14 protein-coding genes are annotated in these 20,155 nt (G+C 56.5%); 5 read left to right on the top strand and 9 right to left on the bottom strand.

The features are described 5' to 3' along the window. Positions 1 to 22: 22 nt before the first annotated feature. The gene (locus tag EI290_RS09840) at positions 23 to 2,653 is read left to right on the top strand and encodes a PspC domain-containing protein (protein ID WP_125429193.1); all 2,631 of its coding nucleotides are present in this window, start codon (positions 23 to 25) and stop codon (positions 2,651 to 2,653) included. Between the two features lie 395 nt (positions 2,654 to 3,048). Here the strand turns inward: EI290_RS09840 and EI290_RS09835 are convergent, their stop codons facing one another. From EI290_RS09835 to mce, 4 genes are all read right to left on the bottom strand, one after another. Next, positions 3,049 to 4,467 carry a CCA tRNA nucleotidyltransferase gene (locus EI290_RS09835; RefSeq protein ID WP_125429191.1) on the bottom strand — a complete coding sequence of 473 codons (1,419 nt, stop codon included), beginning with the start codon at positions 4,465 to 4,467 and terminating at the stop codon, positions 3,049 to 3,051. Positions 4,468 to 4,588: 121 nt separating this feature from the next. Continuing rightward, positions 4,589 to 4,870 (bottom strand): hypothetical protein, encoded by a 282-nt coding sequence (locus tag EI290_RS09830; protein ID WP_125429189.1) that lies wholly within the window; start codon positions 4,868 to 4,870, stop codon positions 4,589 to 4,591. A 93-nt stretch (positions 4,871 to 4,963) separates the two neighbouring features. Continuing rightward, entirely contained in the window at positions 4,964 to 5,539 is a 576-nt protein-coding gene (locus EI290_RS09825) for an L-threonylcarbamoyladenylate synthase (protein ID WP_125429187.1), read from the bottom strand. Positions 5,540 to 5,551: 12 nt separating this feature from the next. Next, entirely contained in the window at positions 5,552 to 5,956 is a 405-nt protein-coding gene (gene mce, locus EI290_RS09820) for a methylmalonyl-CoA epimerase (protein ID WP_125429185.1), read from the bottom strand. Between the two features lie 154 nt (positions 5,957 to 6,110). Here mce and EI290_RS09815 point away from each other — a divergent pair, with 154 nt between their 5' ends. From EI290_RS09815 to EI290_RS09800, 4 genes are all read left to right on the top strand, one after another. After that, positions 6,111 to 7,325, top strand: coding sequence for an IscS subfamily cysteine desulfurase (locus tag EI290_RS09815; RefSeq protein WP_125429183.1), 1,215 nt, complete (start codon positions 6,111 to 6,113; stop codon positions 7,323 to 7,325). A gap of 98 nt (positions 7,326 to 7,423) precedes the next feature. Then, positions 7,424 to 7,840 carry a Fe-S cluster assembly scaffold IscU gene (iscU, locus tag EI290_RS09810; protein WP_125429181.1) on the top strand — a complete coding sequence of 139 codons (417 nt, stop codon included), beginning with the start codon at positions 7,424 to 7,426 and terminating at the stop codon, positions 7,838 to 7,840. 111 nt (positions 7,841 to 7,951) lie between these two features. Next, positions 7,952 to 8,362, top strand: a complete 411-nt coding sequence (locus EI290_RS09805) for a hypothetical protein (RefSeq protein ID WP_125429179.1) — start codon at positions 7,952 to 7,954, stop codon at positions 8,360 to 8,362. A 96-nt stretch (positions 8,363 to 8,458) separates the two neighbouring features. Further along, positions 8,459 to 8,785 carry a HesB/IscA family protein gene (locus EI290_RS09800; RefSeq protein WP_125429177.1) on the top strand — a complete coding sequence of 109 codons (327 nt, stop codon included), beginning with the start codon at positions 8,459 to 8,461 and terminating at the stop codon, positions 8,783 to 8,785. A gap of 116 nt (positions 8,786 to 8,901) precedes the next feature. Here EI290_RS09800 and EI290_RS09795 read toward each other — a convergent pair whose 3' ends face one another. From EI290_RS09795 to EI290_RS09780, 5 genes are all read right to left on the bottom strand, one after another. Continuing rightward, entirely contained in the window at positions 8,902 to 12,930 is a 4,029-nt protein-coding gene (locus tag EI290_RS09795; protein ID WP_185816931.1) for a choice-of-anchor D domain-containing protein, read from the bottom strand. Between the two features lie 672 nt (positions 12,931 to 13,602). Next, on the bottom strand, positions 13,603 to 16,872 hold the full coding sequence (locus EI290_RS09790; protein ID WP_185816930.1) for a T9SS type A sorting domain-containing protein: 3,270 nt from the start codon (positions 16,870 to 16,872) through the stop codon (positions 13,603 to 13,605). A 614-nt stretch (positions 16,873 to 17,486) separates the two neighbouring features. Next, complete coding sequence (locus tag EI290_RS09785) at positions 17,487 to 19,016, bottom strand: carboxypeptidase regulatory-like domain-containing protein (RefSeq protein ID WP_125429173.1); 1,530 nt, start codon at positions 19,014 to 19,016, stop codon at positions 17,487 to 17,489. A 32-nt stretch (positions 19,017 to 19,048) separates the two neighbouring features. Further along, a complete protein-coding gene (csgH, locus tag EI290_RS23015; protein ID WP_394343526.1) occupies positions 19,049 to 19,444 on the bottom strand; it encodes a curli-like amyloid fiber formation chaperone CsgH in 396 nt (131 codons plus the stop codon). A gap of 102 nt (positions 19,445 to 19,546) precedes the next feature. Continuing rightward, on the bottom strand, positions 19,547 to 20,092 hold the full coding sequence (locus EI290_RS09780; protein ID WP_125429172.1) for a hypothetical protein: 546 nt from the start codon (positions 20,090 to 20,092) through the stop codon (positions 19,547 to 19,549). Positions 20,093 to 20,155: the final 63 nt, after the last annotated feature.

Below are 20,155 nucleotides of genomic sequence, written 5' to 3'. Positions count from 1 at the left end.
CTTGACTAGTTGCAGCACTGAGATGAAAAAGAACATCAGCATCAACCTTCAGGGCATGATCTTCCACATTGAGGAAGACGGCTACGAAGTGCTTAGCCGCTACCTGGCGGAAGTGAAAGCCCACTTCAGTGGCTACCGCGGCCACGAGGAAATTGTGGCCGACATTGAGAGCCGCATTGCCGAGCTCTTCGCCGCCCGCCTCTCCAGCCTCAAGCAGGTGATTACCCTGGAGGACGTGGAGGCCATGACCGCCAAAATGGGCCGCGTGAGCGACTTCCAGTCGGCTGATGAGGCCGAGGACGAGGAAGAGCTGCTGGCCGAGGCCGTGGCCAACGGTTCGGCCCAGGGCACTTACACCGGCTCGGGCCGCAGCAGCGCCGGCCACAGCGGCAGCAGCAGCCGCACCCAGGCCGGACCGGAGGCCGCTGCCCCCGATGAAGCGCCCAAGCAGATGTACCGTGACATGGCCAACCGCAAGGTAGCTGGGGTAGCAGCGGGCCTGGCGCATTATTTCAACACCAATGCGCTCTGGATTCGACTGGGTCTGCTGGTGCTGGTGCTGGCCGTACCCGCCGTGTTCGATAACAGTGGCCTTGACAACTTCGGCGAGCGGGTAGCAGGCTTTACCATTCTGTCCTATGTTATTCTGTGGGCGGTACTGCCCAAGCGCTACGATGCCATTGACCCCGACACCGACCCAGCCTTCAAAAAGCTGTACCGGGACACCGACAACGGTAAGGTGGGGGGCGTATCGGCGGGGCTGGCGGCCTACCTGCGGGTAGATGTGGTGGTAGTGCGTATTGCCTTTCTGCTGCTGCTGTTTGCCGGTAGCCTGGGGTTCTGGCTCTACGTGATTCTGTGGATTCTCTTGCCGGAGGCGAAAACCGCCTCCGACAAGCTCCGTATGCGCGGCGACGCCGTTACGCTCTCGGCCCTGGACGAGAATCTGCGCAATAACCCCTATGCCGCCGGCTCGGAGGCCGACCGGGTGAACAACCGCCCCGTGGGTACCTTTCTGGAAGATTCTTTCAGCAACGTGCGGCCCATCGTCAACTCCATTGGCTCCCTCATCCGGGTGGTAGCCGGGGGCATTCTTACCCTCACCGGGTTCGGTATTCTGCTCACGGTGGTCATTGCGCTGGGAGTAGGCCTGGGGCTCATTTCTTCCTCCGACGACCTGGATTTTGGCCCTCTGCAGCCCTTCCTGATTTTCAATGATATTTCGGTGTGGGCTGTGCTATCCTTCTTCCTGCTCACGGCTATTCCGGCCCTGGCACTGCTACTGACGGGCGTGGGCCTGCTGCTGCGCCGTACCGTGCTGAGCCGTACTGCCTCCCTCACCCTGCTGGGCTTATGGCTGCTGGGTATCGTGGGTAGCTCGGTGGCCGCCATCCGGGTGGGCCGCGAGTTTCAGCGCGAGGAGGAAATTACCCAAACCACTGCCCTGGGTGGCCTGAGCAACGCCCGCCTCGTGCTGGAGCGCCGGCAGCTGAACAGCGGCAAGTGGGTGGACCTCGACATCGTGGGTATCGACAGTGCCCAGGCCCCGCGCCTGGAGCGGATTATTGCGGCCAAAGGCTCCTCCGACTCTATTGCCCGCCGCAATGCCGCCACCTCTACGCTGCACACGCTGCGCATCCTCAACGACTCTACCCTGAGCGTGGATGACCACTTTACCTACCAGCCCAGCGCCCGTTTCCGCGACCAGGAAATGCGCCTGCGCCTGCTCATGCCCCGGGGCCGGACCTTCCGCATGACAGAAACCTTTGCCGACTGGCTGAATGAGGAGGATTATATGAATGGCCAGGCTCCCTTCCACCCCGAAAACTTTGTGTACCGCATGAACGGCAACAAAGTGGAGTGCGTGAACTGCAAAGAGTCCGACCTGCGCAGCCGCAGTGAGGACGCCCAGGATGAGGACCGGGAGGACTATGAAGAAGGCCGCTCCGATTCCAACGTGAACCTGGACTTTGAGCGCATCGAGCCCATTAATACCGATGAGGATTCCTATGGCTCCGAGCGTCAGACTTTCAGTGAGTCCAATTTCGACCATATCACGATTGTGGGCGGCTACCGGGCCCTGATCCGCCAGGGCAGCAGCTACAGCGTCCGGGCAGCCGGCAGCGGCCGGGCCCTGCGCGACATTAAAGTGGAGCGCGACGGCAACGAGCTGACCATTGCTCCCCGTAACCGGGACCTGTTCGACTCCCGCCGGGGCGACGATGACGATGTGCTGCTCATTATTGAAACGCCCGAGCTGAATAACCTGGAGCTGGTGGGCGGCACCCGCGCCGACGTAAGCGGCTTCAACTCCAGCGACCTGAGCGTGGAGCAGACTGGCGGTAGCCAGCTTCGCTTCCACGGCGAGCTAAACGAGCTGAGCCTGACCCTGACCGGGGGCTGCCAGGCAGCCCTGCAGGGTAGCGCCGGGCGCCTGAAAGTGCAAAGCACTGCCGGCTGTGATGTGGCCGCCGCTGACTTCACGGCCCGCCGCGCCGACGTGGACGCCATTGGAGCCAGCAAAGTGCGCCTGCACGTAACTGAGGAACTGAAAGCCGATGCCGTGGGGGCCAGCGTAATTGAGTACAGCGGCCGCCCCAGCCAGGTACGCCGTGAGGCAGTAGGCGCTGCTTCCATCCGGACTATCGATTAGGTGTTTTTTCCCGTTGCCGGCTTAGCGGCAACGGGAAAATCAGTGGTGCTTGTGCAGGCTGATACTCGGGCACTTACCTTGCTGCCCAGCTGTAACCCTGCTGCTTTTCATCCGTTCAACATGTCGGCAACCGAATATTGCTGGAACAGTTCTTGATCAGGCAACTATTATCCGGTTTCTGGTATCTACTTCCCTGAGTCAGCACAACCGCAGTACTGGGTCCATTTGTGAGTGAAAAGGTGAGACCCGAAGGCAGCCCCGGCCTACCCTCCTGCTGCAACAGGACGGCCGGAGCTGCCTTCAATGCGTTTATAAAAGGTCCACATAAAACGTCACTCCGAGCCGCGCGGGAAATCCCGCGGGGCTCGGAGTGACGTTCCTCTTTAATCTCAAGATTATCCTTTCACCACAGCCAGCCCTTTGCCTTGGCCCAACTCCAGCAGCAGCGGGAAGGCCTCCTCGTACTCGTTGCGGATTTTACCCTCCAAGATGGCTTCGAGTAAGGCTTCCTTCAGCTCGCCTACCTCCCGGCTGGGCTTGAGTCCGAAGGTTTCCATGATGATTTCGCCGGTTATGACGGGCTTAAAGTTGCGCAGGTGGTCTTTTTCCTCCACTTCCTTCAGCTTCTGCTCTACCACATCGAAGTTGCGCAGGTAGCGGGCCACGCGCTGGTGGTCCTTGCTGGTAATATCGGCCCGGCAGAGCAGCATCAGGCGGTCCACGTCGTCGCCGGCCTCAAACAGCAGGCGGCGCACGGCCGAGTCCGTCACAATTTCCTTTACCAAGGCAATGGGCCGCAGGTGCAGGCGCACCAGCTTTTGTACCTGGCGCATTTCCTCGCCCAGCGGCAGCTTGAAGTCGGTGAAAATGCCGGGCACCCAGCGCGCGCCTTTGTCCTCGTGCCCGTGAAAGGTCCAGCCCACGCGCTTGTCGTAGCGTTTGGTGGCCGGTTTGGCAATGTCGTGCAGGATGGCCGCCCAGCGCAGCCACAGGTCGCCGCCGGCGGCCGCCACGTTATCCAGCACCTGCAGCGTGTGGTAGAAGTTGTCTTTGTGCGCGTGCTGACCCACTTTTTCCACTCCCTGCAATTGGGCCATCTTCGGGAAGATGAGCGGCAGCAGCCCGCAGCTGAACAGCAGCTTGAAGCCGTAGCTGGGCTTCGGAGCCATAATAATCTTGTTCAGCTCGGTGGTAATGCGCTCCTGCGAGATGATGCGGATACGCTCCTTGTTGCGGCCCAGCGCATCAAAGGTGTCGGGGTCGATGTCGAAATCCAGCTGGGTGGCAAACCGGATGGCGCGCAACATGCGCAGGGGGTCATCGGAGAAGGTAACATCCGGGTCCAGCGGCGTCCGGATGATTTTGCGCTGCAGGTCGCCCATACCGTCGTAGCGGTCCACTAGCTGCCCGTACGTGTCGGGGTTGAGGCTCAGGCCTAACGCATTGATGGTGAAGTCGCGGCGGGCCAGGTCCTCTTCCAGGGTACCGGCTTCCACTTCGGGCTTGCGGCTTTCGGCCCGGTAGCTTTCCTTGCGGGCCCCCACAAACTCTACCTCAATTTCAGGCGTGGGCAGCATGGCTGTCCCGAAGTTCCGAAATACCGTCACGCGGGGCCGGCCGGGCAGCTTGCGACCCACGGCCTGCGCCAGCGCAATTCCGTCGCCCACGCATACCACATCCACATCCTTACTTTCCCGCCCCAGGGTCAGGTCCCGCACGTAGCCTCCAATCACGTAGGCTGGAAACCCCAGCTCACCGGCGGCATCGGCAATGGTGCGAAATAAGGGTAAAGCGGGCAGTTGGGGCTGTTTCATGGGGCAAAGGTAGCAGGAGCCACGCTACTGCGCAGGGTAGGCCGCCGGGTATAAGCAGCAAAAAAGCTCCTCCGGCACCAGGCCGAAGGAGCTGTAACAGTACTGCCGGAGTGGGCAGAACCTACTTTTTCACGGGAGTTTCCTCCACGGCACCAGCGGCGGGCTGGTCACGAACCACGGCGGTGTCGCCGGCGGTAGGAGCAGTTTCGGCCTTTACTTCAGCAGCAGCGTTGTCGGTAGCGTTTTCAACGGCGTCGCCGGCAGCCTCGGTGTTGGCAGCAGCATCGTTAGCTGCGCTTTCGGCAGTAGCCTCAGCATTTTCCTGCGTTTTCTCCGAGCACGAAGCCAGGGCGAAAGGAGCAAATGCGGCCAGAACGAGCAGGGATTTGAAAGAGAATTTCATGGCAAAAAGTCGAATGGGTTGGAGTTGAATTCAGCACTTCATACTCTCCCGGCACAAAAGGTAACCCGGCTACGCTTGCCTTTTTCCTTCGCATCAGCCGCGCAACACTTCCAGCCCCCCATCGGCCAGTACCCGCACAACCCGGGAGGGCGCCGAGCGGGTTTCATCATCCTGCCGCCAGTTCACCACGTAATCGGCCTTGCGCACCAGCACCGGGTTAATTTCGCTGAACACAGCCGGGGTAGGCTCCCCGCTCAGGTTGGCAGAAGTGGATACCAGCCCGTGACCCAGCCGACGGATTACCAGCCGGCAAAACTCATCCTGCTGCACCACGCGCAAACCAATGCTGCCGTCGGGGGCCAGCAGGTTGGGGGCCAGCTGCCGGCTGCCGGGCACCACGTACGTGGTAGGCCGCTCCTGCGTGGCCAGCAGCTCCGTCAGGTTGGGGGGCACCACGGTGGCGTAGCGGGCAAACATTTGCTCATCGGCAACCAGTACAATGCAGGCTTTTTCGGCGGGCCGGTTTTTTAGCTTGTACACCTGGTCCACGGCGCGCGTCACCTCGGCGTCGCAGCCCAGCCCCCACACGGTATCGGTGGGATACAGTATCACCTGCTGCATCAGCAGGGCATCCACGGCATTGTCTACTTCCTGACGAAAAAACTTCATGCGTACTCCTGTTTAGTTGATGCTCTGACACAGCTCCACCAGTACCCCACCCGCCGACTTGGGATGCACGAAGCACACCAGCTTGTTATCGGCTCCGCGCTTGGGCTCTTCGTTGAGCAGCTGAAAGCCCGCGGCCCGCAGCCGCCCCATTTCCGCCCGGATATCGTCTACCTCAAAGGCCACATGATGAATGCCTTCGGGCTTTTTTTCCAGGTAGCGGGTAATGGCGCTGTCGGGTGAGGTACCGGCCAACAGCTCAATTTTGGAGCCGCCTACCCGAAAAAACACAGTATCCACGGCCTCAGAGGCCACATGCTCCCGCTTGTAAGGCTCCTGGCCCAGTAGCGTAGTATATAAAGTAGTAGCCGCTTCCAGGTCTTTAACGGCGAGGCCCAAATGTTCGAGGTTGGTGAGCATAGATTAGTTGAAAAGGACGAAACCGCCATAGCGCGGCTTCTTTGGTTTTGTTCTACTTTTGCAGCTACAAATGTGGGAAGAAAGGAAAACCTGTTTACAAGTTTTTGTGTTCTACCTGCGAATGATTCTCCGCTGAAACCAGATACCCCGAGCCATGCTCAAGCTACCTATTTACCTCGACAACAACGCCACCACGCCCCTCGACCCGCGTGTTCTGGAGGCCATGATGCCGTACCTGACGGAGGTATTCGGCAACGCTGCTTCGCGTAACCACCCTTTTGGCTGGGCTGCTGAAGAAGCCGTGGACTACGCCCGCGAGCAGATTGCCGGCCTGATCAACTGTGACCCCAAGGAAATCATTTTCACCTCGGGGGCTACCGAATCGGACAACCTGGGCATTAAAGGCGTATTTGAGATGTATGCCCAGAAGGGTAACCACATCATCACTGCCACCACCGAGCACAAAGCTGTGCTGGATACCTGCAAGCACATTGAGAAGCTGGGAGGCCGCGTTACTTACTTGCCCGTAAACGCCGAGGGCCTCATCAGCCTGGAAGAGCTGGAAGCTGCCATGACGCCGGAAACCATTCTGGTGACCATTATGTACGGCAACAACGAAACCGGCACTATTCAGCCCATCCGCGAAATTGCCGCCATTGCCCATAAGCACGGGGCCCTGTTCATGACGGACGGCACCCAGGCCGTAGGTAAGATTCCGGTGGACGTGCTGGCCGATGGCATTGACCTGATGGCCTTTACGGCCCACAAAATGTACGGCCCCAAAGGCGTAGGTGCTTTGTACGTGCGCCGCAAGAACCCCCGCGTGAAAGTAACCGCCCAGATGGATGGGGGCGGCCACGAGCGGGGTATGCGCTCCGGTACCCTCAACGTGCCCGGTATTGTGGGCCTGGGTAAAGCCTGCGAACTGGCCAAACAGGAAATGGCCGCCGATACGGCCCGCCTTAGCGCCATGCGCGACCGGCTGGAGCGGGAGCTGCTGACACTGGAGGAAAGCTACGTGAATGGCTCGGTAGAACACCGTTTGCCGCACGTAGCCAACATCAGCTTCAAATACGTGGAAGGTGAGGGTTTGATGATGGGCGTGAAAGATCTGGCCGTATCCTCCGGCTCGGCTTGCACCTCTGCTTCTTTGGAGCCATCTTACGTACTCAAAGCCCTGGGTCTCAGCGACGACCTCGCCCACAGCTCCCTTCGCTTCGGCCTTTCGCGCTTCACCACCGACGAGCAAATCGATTACGCCATCAACCACGTAAAGGAAGCCGTAACGAAGCTCCGTGAGATGTCGCCGCTCTGGGAGATGTTCAAAGAAGGCATTGACCTCAACTCCATTGAGTGGGCTGAGCATTAATATTTAGCTGTCAGCTGATAGTTGCTCGTTGCTAGCAAAGCACCCGGCACTATTACCTGATAACTAACAACCACCAACTGACAACTAATAAAAAAGCCATGGCTTACTCCGATAAGGTAATCGACCATTACAGCAACCCCCGCAACGTGGGCACGCTGGACAAGAGCAAAAAGAACGTAGGTACTGGTTTGGTAGGCGCGCCTGAATGCGGCGACGTAATGCGTCTGCAGATTGAGGTAGATGAAGCCACCAACACCATCACCGACGCTAAATTCAAAACCTTTGGCTGCGGTTCGGCCATTGCCTCCTCGTCTTTGGCGACGGAGTGGCTGAAGGGTAAGACGGTAGATGAGGCCCTGGCCATCGACAACATGGAAATTGTGGAGGAGCTGGCGTTGCCGCCCGTAAAAATTCACTGCTCGGTACTAGCCGAGGACGCCATTAAGTCGGCCATCAACGACTACCGGGTAAAAAACGGCCTTCCCGAGCTGGAAATGGCCAAATCACACCACTAGTCCGGTAGCGAAGCAGTAAGGAGCTAGAGGATAAAATGTACCTGCCTGCATGGTTGGTCGTTTTATCCTCTAGCTCCTTTTTTTACCTCCTGATTTCTAGCTCCTGTAAGCATGGACTTCTCCCCTACCGATATCCACGTAGAAAGTGCCCGTATCCAGCGCCAGATTGAAGAATATCTGGGACTGGGGCCGGGCAATTTGCTGTTCGAGTTCCGGCAGCTGGACGGCCAGACGCGGCTGGACCTGATTACGGTAAATCCGCGGCACCAACAGAGTTTCCTGTTCCGGTATGAAACCGGCTACGACAAGCTGGATGCCCTGCGCAAGATGCTAACCTATGTGCAGCGGTTCCGCGACGAAGAAAGCTCCTATACTATTCAGTGGCGCACCCGCGGCGACAAAGAGCTGCAGACTTCTTACTTCCGGGCGCACAATGTGTATGAAGCACTGGATAAACTGTATTACGGCCGCGACCTGACGACTATTACCGTGTTTAGCGTGGTGCTTAACCCAAGTTCTTAGAATGTTTCTGAACAAGCACCGTATCTTTGCTGTTCTACTACCGACATTCCCTTTTCGGGTGACACAAGCAGACGCCTGAACTAGCCATTTTGCCCCATGATTACCGTTTCTGATAAAGCTAAGGAGAAAGTTGAAAAGCTCATGCAGGATGCAGAGCTGGATGCTACCTACCGTTTGCGGGCCTCGGTGGCCGGCGGCGGCTGTTCCGGTCTGAGCTACAAGCTCGACTTCGACAATGAAGTAAAGCCCATGGACCAGGAGTTTGAGGACAAAGGCGTGAAGGTGGTGGTAGATATGAAAAGCTTCCTTTACCTGGCTGGTACTCAGCTGGATTTCTCGGATGGATTGAACGGCAAGGGCTTTTACTTCGACAACCCCAACGCCTCCCGCACCTGCGGCTGCGGGGAAAGCTTTTCGGTGTAACCGACCTTCGCTTCATACAAACGCCCCTGCCCGATATGGACAGAGGCGTTTGTTTTTTTGTGCAAGCCCAGCAGGCAGCTACCTGATATCAGGTAGCTGCCTTTTTTGCTGTCGTGTTACTCTTTCACGAATTTTTGGACAGAGCGTCCGGCAGCAGTAATAACGTGTACCTGGTATACGCCTGCGGGCAGTGCGGCTACTGGCAACTGCGTAGTGCCGTGCGTTACACCCTGCAGTACCACGCTTCCCAGCCCATTTAGTATTTGGTATGATGCCTGCTGAGCCAGCGGTAATTGCAGGGTAACAGTAGTACGCGCCGGGTTCGGGAACAGGCTCACGACCTGTTGCTGGCTCAGCACGCGCACACTGGAGTATGAGTATTTGCCGTTGCTATCCAACTGGCGGAGGCGGTAGTACAGAGTACCACCAGGGACGGAAGTATCCAGAAAGGTGTATTGCCGGCCCTGACTGGTAGTGCCATGCCCCTGCACCCGGCCAATAGTCTGGAAGTCAATGCCATTGCTGGAGCGTTGTACCTCAAAGCCCAGGTTATTCTGCTCGGAGGCTGTAGCCCAGGCTAGGCGTACGGCCGGGTAGGCAGCTACGGCCTCAAACGACACCAACGTAACCGGCAATGGATTCACCGCATACTCTGCAGCGGTGCTGGCCAGGGCAAAGTCGCTAAAAGTGGTGAAGACGTCTGAAGTAAGGGTTCCGGCGGTGGGGCTGCCCGAGCTGGCCGTGCGTCCGATACTTTCCCAGGGCCCGCTTCCACTGCTGCGTTTGGCTACTACAAAAGTGGCAGCCGCAGGGTCAGTTACCTGGTCGTCGGTTTCGAAGCTGAGCGTGACTGTACCACTGAAGCCTGCCGGCTGCGCATCGGGCGTGATGGTGGTGTACCGGAACGCCGAAACGCGGGTGAGCGGGGCCATCAGTGCGGAAGTGCGGGCCGACTGATTAAGTAGCTCGGCCGTGTAAGAAGTTGTACCCGTCTGCGTGGTAATGGTGAGCGTGGAGGGGCGGTATTTCCCATCTTTTCCAATTGGAAACAGGAAGGAAGTAGCCGTTGTAACTGTGCCTATCTGCCGCACCAGCGGCCCACGAATATAGCTGCTGCTGCTCCCGCCCGTGAGCGTGGCACCGCTTAGCAGGGTTAAGCCAGCGGCGCTGCTCGTGGTTACCAGTCCATTACTCAACTGCAGGCGTTGCACAGCCAGTGGGCGGGCCAGGGCAATGCCCGCGGCATTGTTGACCCGCAGGGTTGAGGTTGGACCGAATGTAAGCGTCCCGCTACCACTGATAGTTTGCTGGGCCGTTCCGTTCAGCGTAACCGTTTCTATTCCGCCTTCCTCAGGAATGAAGGTTACGGTAGCGCCGCTCTCAACGGTAATATTGCCGCCGATGGTAATATCGGCGTCCAGATTCAGTCCCACCGTTCCGCTGGTCACCGTCAGGTTACCCAGTATGATCAGGCTGCTGTTGGCACCGGAGGTAGTTGTAACCCCGCTGCCAACGTTGAACTCCAGGTGGCCGAAAGTTCTGCCGGCCAGCGGGGGCACATTGTTCGACGCGGCCGGGTTGCTGTACACATACGTACTTCCGGCTTCAAGACTAATGACGGAGCTGGGGGCGCTGGTACCAAAAGGCTGGAGGCCACCGGCCTGCTCCAGGCGGGAGCCGCTCCGGAAAATGACTGTGCCAGCATACGTTGACGTAGCGCCAAAGGCGTTTCCGCTAAAAGTGGCCGTTTGCAGAAATGAGCTTCCGCTTACGAACTGCAGGCTACCTACTCCAGAACCCAGCACGCGGTGAGCACCATTTTCCAGAATTACACTCCCCCCAATGGCTCCCGTAGCGCCAGAACCAAGCTGTAGGGTCAGGCCCGTGCTGTTTGGGCTGGTGACCGTAAGGGCGGAGCCAGCTTCCACTACTAGGTCGGCACCGGTAGTATTGCCGTTGCTGATGGTCAGGGTGCGGGCACCAGTGTTGGTAAGCGTAACGTTGGCATTATTACGAATAAGGAGTTGGGCAATGCTTTGTCCGGAAGCAAAATCGGTGGTGATGGTGGCGGTACTGCCATCAATCACCAGTACGTCCTGGGCAGTTGGAGTCGTACGGCTCGGGGTCCAGCTGGCGGCGGCATCCCAGCTGCTTCCCGTACCGTTCCAAGTATACGCCGTTGGTACCGTACCGGTCAGGGTAAGCTGGTAAGGGTTTTCGTCCAGGTCATTGCTGGCAATAGTCAGCGTGGCCGTCCGGGTTCCTCCACCGGAGGGCGTAAAGGAAACAGTCACCGACACCGAGCCATTGGCGGCTACGGTGCTGGCTGATGGCTGAGTAACCGTAAAGTCGGCTGCATGTGTACCCGTAATGCTCACGACGGGTGTACCCGTCAGATTCAGCACCGCATTTCCCTTGTTCTGAATATCTACGGTCAGGCTGACAGTTGTGGCCTGAGCCGTGCTACCGAAAGCCAGGGTACTACCCACCGGTAGATTAGTGCCAGCCTGGGCCAGGTTAATCTCGGGCTGGGGGGTGCAAATATTCGCCGGCGAAGCGGAGTTGCGCGGAGCTGGAGCAGTAACGGAAAAATCGGTGGAGTTATCCTGTGTATCCAGGCAGCCACTATTCTGCCGCAGGGCGGCCGTCGTATTGCTCAAATCGGAAGTAGGCTGCCCCTCGGCGCAGGTGGCAGCAGCTCCATAGCCGACCAGGTCCAGCACATTGGCGCTGGGGCAGCTGCCGTTAAGCGGAGTAGCATTACCAACCAGCGCAATCTTTGCCGCCGTACTGCTCATCGAAAAGTTTGTCGTCAGGTCGGGAGTAGGCAAACTGGCCCCGTTGCTCCCGGTGTTGCTGGCCCGAATCAGATAATACCCTCCCGCGGCTATAGTCGTGTTGGCCGGAATAGTCAGAGAAACCCAGCTGCTGCCACTGGCACTGGCATACTGCACCGAATAGCCACCCACCACCAGATCGGAACTGGTAGTGTTGTGCAGCTCAATAAAATCGGCATTGTAGGGAGCCTGGCTGTTGCCGCCCCCGCCATATACCTGACTGATGAGCACCTGCCCGGCGGTTGGGGGCAGACTGACGAGGCCGTTCACTGCTACATTCTGGCTCACACTACCTGAGACGTTGGTAATATTTCCCGCAAATGAGCCCGTAGTAGCCCCCGTAAGCCGTACGTAAATGGTAGTAGCGCCCGTGGCGGGAGCTTGCACGCTGCTGGCAAATCCAGTTCCTGAAGTCAACGACACTTCGTAGCCGGCCGGAGCCGTAACTGTAACCGGTGCCGACAGGGCCGTGGGCGTGAGGCTATACGTTTGCTCTGCTGAAGGTGTACCTGCCTGGGTTCCGAAACCGGTGAGGCTGCTGGGAGTGGCGGTAATGGCAGGGGTTGGTTGTGCCACCGTACCATACACGGCCACATTTTGGGTAACAGCTCCACTGGCAGCATTACTCACCGTGAGAGGAGCGGCCGAGGTGCCATACGTACCGGCAGCAGTAGCCGCCGCCAACCGAACATATAGAGTGCGGCCGGTGGCGGCATTCGTCTGGCTTACAGTAAGTGAGCCGGTGAAGCTGCCGGGTGTGGTAGTGGATGTAGCACTCTGTGCCACCTCGTAGCCGCTGGGGGCCGTTACGGTTACACCACTGGTCAGATCGGTGCCGGTTAGCGTGTAAGTCTGCGCCGCGGAAGCAGTGCCTTGCGGTGTGGTAAACTCGTTCAAACTTCCCGGCGCAACTATTAGGGCGGGGGCAGCTGTAACGGTACCGCTCACTGTCACGGTGGCTGCCGTGGCAGTACCTCCCCCACTAATCGTTATGGTTTGGCCATTGTAGTTACCCACTGCCAGCCCGAGTTTTAGCCGCACGTAGATGGTGGTTGAAGCCAGAGTTCCTCCGGCCGTATTAGCCAGGGTTGCCGTATTCCCAAACGTGCTGTTATCCGTCGATACCTCATAATCAGCGGGGGCTGTAACAACAATAGCCGAGCCTGCCGTGAGGTTGCTACCCGTAAGGGCAAAGTTTTTGGAAGCGGAAGTAGTGCTGCCTACTACATAGGTAAACCCCGTCAGAGTAGTCGGGTTCGGCGTCAGGGTGGGGTTGGGAGAGGCAGCAACAAGTTTGAAGTTTCGCATCCTCACCCCCCTGCCGGTTGTTCCATTATTAGTGAAACGTAGCACTACCTTATCACTAACGGATGAAAGGGATATGCTAGTAGTCGTCACATATGTGGAGGAGGTGGGAGTGGCGGTAGTAGCAGTTTGCGTGTACGAACTGCCGCCATTATAGGAAACCTCAACTTTGGCCGGATTATTCCCCCCGCTACCATAGGTGGCTACATCTACCGTAAAGGTAGCCGACGTATAGGCCGTAAGGTCATAGCTGGCGGTTGTGATTACATCAGTCGGGTTTGTCTCAATCAGCCAATAGCTTGTTTGATCTATTGGCTGGGTTACGTTATTGTTTTGCAGTGTCCAGCCAGTTGGCGCAGCCCCGCCTCCTGCTACATTGAAAATGGTACTTTGCCCCCACCCTGCCAAGGGGCAAAGCAGGAGTATAAATAAAAGCCGCCCTAACAGTTTGGGGCGGCCAGAGAGAAAGGAGAAGTAGGGTTGTGGCATGTACCTAGGAGCAAAGGGTGTGGCAGGAAGCTGAACAGTTACGCTATGTAAGGTACAAAATTGCCACTAAGCGGGCTCTCAAGCAGTTGTCCAATATTACCGAATGGTTATGCTTTGCGCCATAACAAAAAAAGCGCCTCCCGTTGGTACGGGAGGCGCTTTTTCTAGCTAATGAGTGCGGCTTGCTTATTTCTTCACAACCCGGCGAGTAACCTTAGAGGCACCCTCACCTACTGTTACCAAGTAAGTACCAGTCTGCAGCGAGGTCATGTTCAACTTGCTGTCGGCACCGAGCTTTTGAGTGTTGATGACACGGCCCGTCATATCGGTAATAACTACCGTCATACCTTCAGCAGAACCACCCAGGTCAATCGTCAGTAGGTCTTCTACTGGGTTGGGGTACATCGTTACCTCACCCGAGTTGAGGAAGCTGATGGCCACCGGCGAGCTGAAGCTGCTGCTACCGTCTGTATCTACCTGCTTGAGGCGATAGTACGACAGCCCATTGAGCGGCTTCTTATCTACCTCGTTGTAGGTAGAAGTAGTGCTGGTAGTGCCTTTGCCTTCGCGGGTCAGGATGGTTTCAAACGAGCGACCATCACGGCTACGCTGCACGTCAAAATGCTTGTTATTCAGTTCCGAAGCGGTAACCCAGTTCAAAGCCACCTGGTTGCCTTTCACCTTAGCGGAGAAAGATACCAGCGTAACAGGCAGCGGCGAGGGAGCAATGATACCAGGAATGGTATTCGGCACCGGCGGCGACAGGTAGTTTTCTGCCCCGATTACGCTTACATTGAAGTTATTGTCAATGTTATTGTACTCGAAGGTGTAGAAGTAGTAAGTAGTAGCCAGATCCAAGCCATCCACCACTACCGTCTGGTTAGAGCCGGAGTACACCGCGTAGTAGCCGGGGGCAATCTGTGGGCCTTGACCGTAGGTCTGGTTACCCGTCTGGTAAGAGTTGCCATCCAGGGGCTGGTTGGCAGCTGGCAGCTGTGAGTTAGTGCTAGCCACAATCAGGCGGCCTTCACCGTAGCCAAGCTGCGCGTAGTTACCGGGCAGGTTAAACGTAACCGTAGCGGTAGTATTGTTCCGAACTACCGTAGCGGTGCTGCGCTGCGTGGGCTCAGTATCAATGGAGCGAGCCGACAGCAGATCATTTGCACCGAAAGCCTGCACCGACTTATTGGAGAAGTCATTGCTCTGGAATTGCAGAGTGGACTGTGCCGAGCCCAGGTAGGTGGGCTTGTAACGTACGTATAGAGGCTGGTTAATGCTATAGGTAGATGAGTTGGGCGTGAGCACCACCGAGTTACTAAAGGTCACATTGTCCAACGACAGCTCAAACTGAGGAGTGTTGCCAGGGTTAAGCGGATTGCTCGACAGGTTCATGGAAATGGTCACCGGCTGCAATACACGCTGCGCATTGATCGTCATGGCCTGAGAAGCCGAAGTAGTATTGATTACTACGTTCCGTACCTCCTGGAAAGCATTGGCAATCTGGATGGTTGGCTCACTGGTGCCAGCTACCGGAATACCTTGCGATACAGCCGGGCTGCTGGAGTTCAGAATCAGGGACGATGAGCTCAGCGCCGAAGGAGGCAGGAACCGAACATAGACAGTCGTAGCAGTTACATCGGATCCGGAGTTGCGGGCCACAATGATGGTGTTGCCAGTGGTAGTAACCCCAGTGAAGTTGGCATCCAGCGAAACTTGGAAGTACTGTGGAGCGCTGACCGTAATATCCTGGAGCAGGTTAGAGCCCGACAGCGTGTACGACTGCACTGCCGATGCCACCCCAGGTACCGTAGAGAACTGGTTCAGGTTACCCGAAGCGTTGATTACGGAGTTGTTACCTGTGCTATTCGCCGTGATATTTACTACAACGCTGCTAGCACCCGTGCTCGAGGCAGTAATGTTGCCGCTGAATGGACCTGAAGCAATTGGACCAGTCAGCTGCACTTCGATGTTACGCAGGGAAACTGAGCCATCAGCAGCAGGCGTAATGGTAATAGGACCATTCACAAAGCTACCACCGGCCGAAGCATCCCGGAACACGATGTTGTTGTTCGAACCCGTCAGGACCAAAGGAGCCGTCAGGTTGCCGGCGTTGATGGAGAAAGTCAGCGTTTGTGCGGAGCCACTGGCCGAAACCGTTCCGAAATCAATAGCCGTTGGGTTAGCCACAATGTATGGGCCAGTTGGCGCCGGCGTAGCCGTACCACTAACACTTACCCCCGCATCGGAAGCACCCGTCGAGGTAACCGTTACCTGTGCGCTGTAATTGCCCGCAGTAGTTGGCTGGAAGCGAACCTCAATGGCCTGATTAACCGACCCCGAAGAAGGAGTCAGGGTAATAGCAGCGGTGCTGAAGGTACCATTTGGCAGACGAATCTGGAAGCCAGCGGGAGGCGTAACCACCACGTTGTTGGTCAGGTTCGAGCCTTGTACTGTAAACGTCTGGGGGGCGGAAGCCTGCCCAACCTGCACGGAACCAAAATCGGGCAGAGCCGCGGGAGTAACGGTTACCGAAGGAGCCGGTGCCGTAGCGTTACCGGCTACGTTGGTAGCAACCGTCGTTGCACCCGAACTGGCTGCACTGATCTGGGAGAAATACGAGCCCGTAACAGTTGGCACAAATACTACGTCAACCGATTGGCTAACCCCACCGTTTGCGTCAGGCGTAAGCGTTACCGTAGAGGCGTAAGGGTTAGAGCCCACCCGAACCTGAAAACCACTTGGGGCAGTTACCGTAACCGGGCCGTTCAAGTCGGTACCCGTTACCGTTACCTGCTGGGGAGCCGACTGCGTACCAACCGTAGTATTCGGGAAAATCAGGCTGGCCGGTGAAATGAAGAGCGCCGGAGATAAGGCCCGCAGTGTGAAATCGTCGAGGCGGTACTGGCGCGTACTGGCATTACCCACCCGGGTAAAGCGGATACGCACGTTGGTTGCAGCCGGAATAGTCGTGTTTACAGCCACAAATTCCCAACTGCCCCCATTTACAGGGCGCGTAAACCCAATGTTGGTGTAGCTGGTGCCACCATCCAGGCTATACTCGGCAATGAACTCGTTGGTAGCAGCCGTTTGCGAGCCAGCACTACGAAACAAGCCAAACTCCAGGCGAGGGTTAGGACCGGTACCAGCAGTGGTAGTGTTCAGGCCATCAATGATTAAGGTGTAGCTGGTGCCAGCTACTACCTGTACACCCGCAGTAGAGGGGTTAGGCTCCGCGAATACCACACTACGGCCTCCACTGGCACCAGTATAGTTGCTGGGGTTGTTGTTGTTGGGATTGGTTCCCGGCGAGGCAATTGCAGTACCGCTGTACACCAACTGATCCTCATCAAATTCACCTGCTGCTTGGGCAGATGGCATCGATTCACGGGCCTGCAGCCCGTTAAACGACTCCTGGTAGCTCAGCGTCTGGGCCTGCGTAACCAAAGGGGTCAGCAAGCTCAACAGAAGTACAACCCATAGCCAAGGTCGGCGGCCGAGTAGTACAGCACTCAAGTAAGTTTTTTTCATAATTATGTGAGAAGGAAAAGTTTCTGAAGCTGAATGTGAGACAGAAAGGAACAACACGTCATGCGTTACCAATCTGCCGGAGTTTACGGATTAGTTTGGAAAAGGATGAGGATTTTTTCAAGACAGGACCATATTATTTAAATAATCAATTGATGGTGGATGTCGAAGGGGCGCGTACTCATATTCCATGCCAAAGCAAACGGGCATCCGGCTATACTATTTTATATGAATACGTATATTCTATATATAGTCAAATTACTGTGAGCAGTATCCCCTTCGGAGCTGTCGTGATACATTCATGTACAAAGGTACTTAGCACGCACGACAGTACAATGATATTCAGGTTCCCGTCCTCATCTTAGCTGTCAAAACCATCATAAAACTACTATCAGACCTTACTTATTTACTATTTGCAGCGAAGTACTTTATTCTGAATCCGTGGTAGATAAGAGCTATTGTGATGACCAACACAGCCCAAATAAAAAGCCTCCTTTAGCAGGAGGCTTAAGGAGGCTTTTTAACACATATAACAAAACCTATATCTACTTCCAGTCAGGGAGCATGGCATTCTGAAATAAGCGTACCCGGTTACGGCCATCCAAATCGACTGTATACACGTCCGGTACAGATTGAGCTACGTTGTTGACCTGCATGAAAATAATCTTGGATCCATCGGGGGCATAACGTGGAACCACATCATTAAACCCTAGAGGCTTACCCGCCAAAGTAGACCCACCTGGTCCGGCGGATACATCTACCACGCCGGTTCCGTCCAGGTTTTGAGTGACGATGTGTGCGTTGAGTTGCCGTCCGGTACCATCATTAAATCCATCCAGGTCACGGGTGTACATCAGCCGGCGGCCGTCCACGCTGAAAGAAGGCGAATCCAGGCGGCCCGGCAGATTGCCAACAGCTTGCGAAAAGCCGGAGCCATCGGCATTTAAGAGGTAGATTTCTGAGTCATACACACTCACGCCGACTGTCTGCACTACGATTTTATTCCCAATGGCTGTCCAGTCGCACTCCCGGAAATGCCGGTCAGCGGGAGCCGTTGCCAGCAAGGCCAGCCCCGTTCCGTCCCGGTTGATGCGGTATAGCTTGTTGTAGCTGCTGTAAATCAGCTGTGAGCCATCAGGCGACCACCGGTACCCGATGCCCATATTAAAATATCCATCCACCGGTAACAGGGTTACCTGGCGGCTATCCGAACCGTCACGGTTCATGGTATATATCTGGAACTGGCCGGTTGCATTGGAGGTATAGGCCACCCGGTCACGGTTGGGGCTTAGCTGGGGCGCGGTTTCCAGGAAAGGCGAAGTTGTCAGCCGCAGCAAGTTGGCCCCCGTTTCATCAGAAGAGAAAATATCGGTATTCCCATTTGTTGTGCGGGCAAACAGGTACCGGTTATCGGGCTGAGCCTTGGTGCGGAAGCTCCAGACGTCCCCCCTCACCGTTTCTCCGCTCTTGTCACGCACTGTTACCTGCCAGAAATAGGTGGTGTTGTACCGCAGCCCAGATACAGCAGCGGCCGTGTCTTTGGCGTTGCTGGCCACCTGCAAGCGGTTGGCCGAATTGCTTTCATACAGGACCACATCACTGCGCAAAGAATCACTTTTGCCGTCCGGATCCGTTACCCGCCAGCGTAGCGTCAGTGCCGTCGGCTGCTCAAGGGCCTGGTCGCCAGGAACAGGGCTGGAAGGCGGGTTAGGGCGGCGGTTGGTTCCGGAAGCCTTTTCCAGCACCACCTTTACCTCTGGGTTAGCCCCCAGATTCACCTGCACATTCACTGTTTCTGTCTTATAGTCAGTTTTTTTGATGCTGAGCGCATACTTGCCAACCACCAACTCTGGTAACGTAAACTTGCCCTGCGCATCGGTTGTGAAGGAAGATGTAGCCGGGGTGGTTGTAATAACGGCATTGGCTATCGGCTTACTATCCCGACTATCAAGCACCGTACCCAGTAGTTGCCCATACTGGTTAGGCTCGACAGTAGTATCCTCGCAGGACCACATACTCACACACAGCACACCGCACACTACCGCGCCAATTGCATTGCGCAACAGAGAAAGCATAAGAAAAGAATGTTAGGAGAATAAGCAGGTGATTAGCGGCGTCCTTGGGGCTGATGGATTACCGAGTCCTCCGCCAGTAGCAGCCCGTGCTGGTTAAATAGGCGCAAATGAATACTACAGGCATCATCCGGTTGGAAGCTGATGGAAGTCTGGGATAGGGCCTGCTCCTGAGCAGGAGCGATGGTATAGGTTCCGCTTTGCATATTGCGCGTACTGCCGGCCTGGCCGCTTCTGCTGGTAAGCAATTCGTACCGAACAGGAAGTGGCTGCGGTGTTTTGTTGCGGCAGAATCCTGTAATAAGCAACATACCGTTAGTGGGTTGAGCCACCAGCCGGGCCTGGCAGCCGGTATCCTCAGCTAGGCTGAAGGCCGTTGTGAGCAATCCGGCGCAGGCAGCTAGCCAAGAAGACACTGTAAAAGAGAGCATAGCCGTAGTGAGTTACTGGGGGAATTTGGAGACAAATAGTGCGAAATAGGCCGGATGGTTACTCCTGTTTCAAAGAAGCATACCATCCGGCCCGGGCATCACTCAGGGCTGGAAGGTCTTTACTCCCTGGTCAATGGTCAGTCGGATTCCATTGCCCTGCATTTTCACGTCGTAGCCGGGCGGAGCGGCCACCCCCGACTCCCGTTGCGTCAGCTGGTTGTTGGCCCCCTGCTGCTGCACCGTGTAGCGTCGGTTATCAACCTGCAACTCCTGGGTAACTGTGTTGTAGCTGCCGGCTTGCTGGATGCTGGAGGTTGTGCCGTTGCCTTCAATGGTGGATACCACGGTGTTGCCGGTTCCACGCTGCGTAACGGACTGCGCGTTGCGCGTGCCCATCTGCTCCGCGAGGATAACATTGCCGGTGCCAACCTGCTGCAGCGTAGCCTGGTTCGCACTGCCCACCTGTACTAGAATGGCCTTGTTAGCAACCGGCAGCACTGCGGCAGCGGCAGCGTTCAGATCTGCGCCCGATTTTTTAAGCAGCTCCAGGCCAGGAACCTGTTCCTCAGAATCTTCCGTCTGAGCTACTGCCTTATTAACGCAACAAAACAGGCTAAGCAGAGAGAAGATCAAACGTATTTTTTTCATGATGAAAGAACACAAGATGAGATGGAACATTGGTTAAATATACGCATTATTTCAATAGTAAAA

It is taken from the genome of Hymenobacter metallilatus (assembly GCF_003944705.1).
Classification (GTDB): domain Bacteria; phylum Bacteroidota; class Bacteroidia; order Cytophagales; family Hymenobacteraceae; genus Hymenobacter; species Hymenobacter metallilatus.
This window is presented reverse-complemented; position numbering and strand designations above follow the sequence as displayed.

What these genes read in the sequence shown, in the direction of transcription:
- EI290_RS09830 (WP_125429189.1), bottom strand. Translation starts at nt 4,870, where the DNA reads ATGAAATTCTCTTTCAAATCCCTGCTCGTTCTGGCCGCATTTGCTCCT.
- EI290_RS09825 (WP_125429187.1), bottom strand. Translation starts at nt 5,539, where the DNA reads ATGAAGTTTTTTCGTCAGGAAGTAGACAATGCCGTGGATGCCCTGCTG.
- EI290_RS09840 (WP_125429193.1), top strand. Translation starts at nt 23, where the DNA reads ATGAAAAAGAACATCAGCATCAACCTTCAGGGCATGATCTTCCACATT.
- EI290_RS09795 (WP_185816931.1), bottom strand. Translation starts at nt 12,930, where the DNA reads ATGCGAAACTTCAAACTTGTTGCTGCCTCTCCCAACCCCACCCTGACG.
- mce (WP_125429185.1), bottom strand. Translation starts at nt 5,956, where the DNA reads ATGCTCACCAACCTCGAACATTTGGGCCTCGCCGTTAAAGACCTGGAA.
- EI290_RS09805 (WP_125429179.1), top strand. Translation starts at nt 7,952, where the DNA reads ATGGACTTCTCCCCTACCGATATCCACGTAGAAAGTGCCCGTATCCAG.
- EI290_RS09835 (WP_125429191.1), bottom strand. Translation starts at nt 4,467, where the DNA reads ATGAAACAGCCCCAACTGCCCGCTTTACCCTTATTTCGCACCATTGCC.
- EI290_RS09815 (WP_125429183.1), top strand. Translation starts at nt 6,111, where the DNA reads ATGCTCAAGCTACCTATTTACCTCGACAACAACGCCACCACGCCCCTC.
- EI290_RS09800 (WP_125429177.1), top strand. Translation starts at nt 8,459, where the DNA reads ATGATTACCGTTTCTGATAAAGCTAAGGAGAAAGTTGAAAAGCTCATG.
- EI290_RS09785 (WP_125429173.1), bottom strand. Translation starts at nt 19,016, where the DNA reads ATGCTTTCTCTGTTGCGCAATGCAATTGGCGCGGTAGTGTGCGGTGTG.
- iscU (WP_125429181.1), top strand. Translation starts at nt 7,424, where the DNA reads ATGGCTTACTCCGATAAGGTAATCGACCATTACAGCAACCCCCGCAAC.
- csgH (WP_394343526.1), bottom strand. Translation starts at nt 19,444, where the DNA reads ATGCTCTCTTTTACAGTGTCTTCTTGGCTAGCTGCCTGCGCCGGATTG.
- EI290_RS09780 (WP_125429172.1), bottom strand. Translation starts at nt 20,092, where the DNA reads ATGAAAAAAATACGTTTGATCTTCTCTCTGCTTAGCCTGTTTTGTTGC.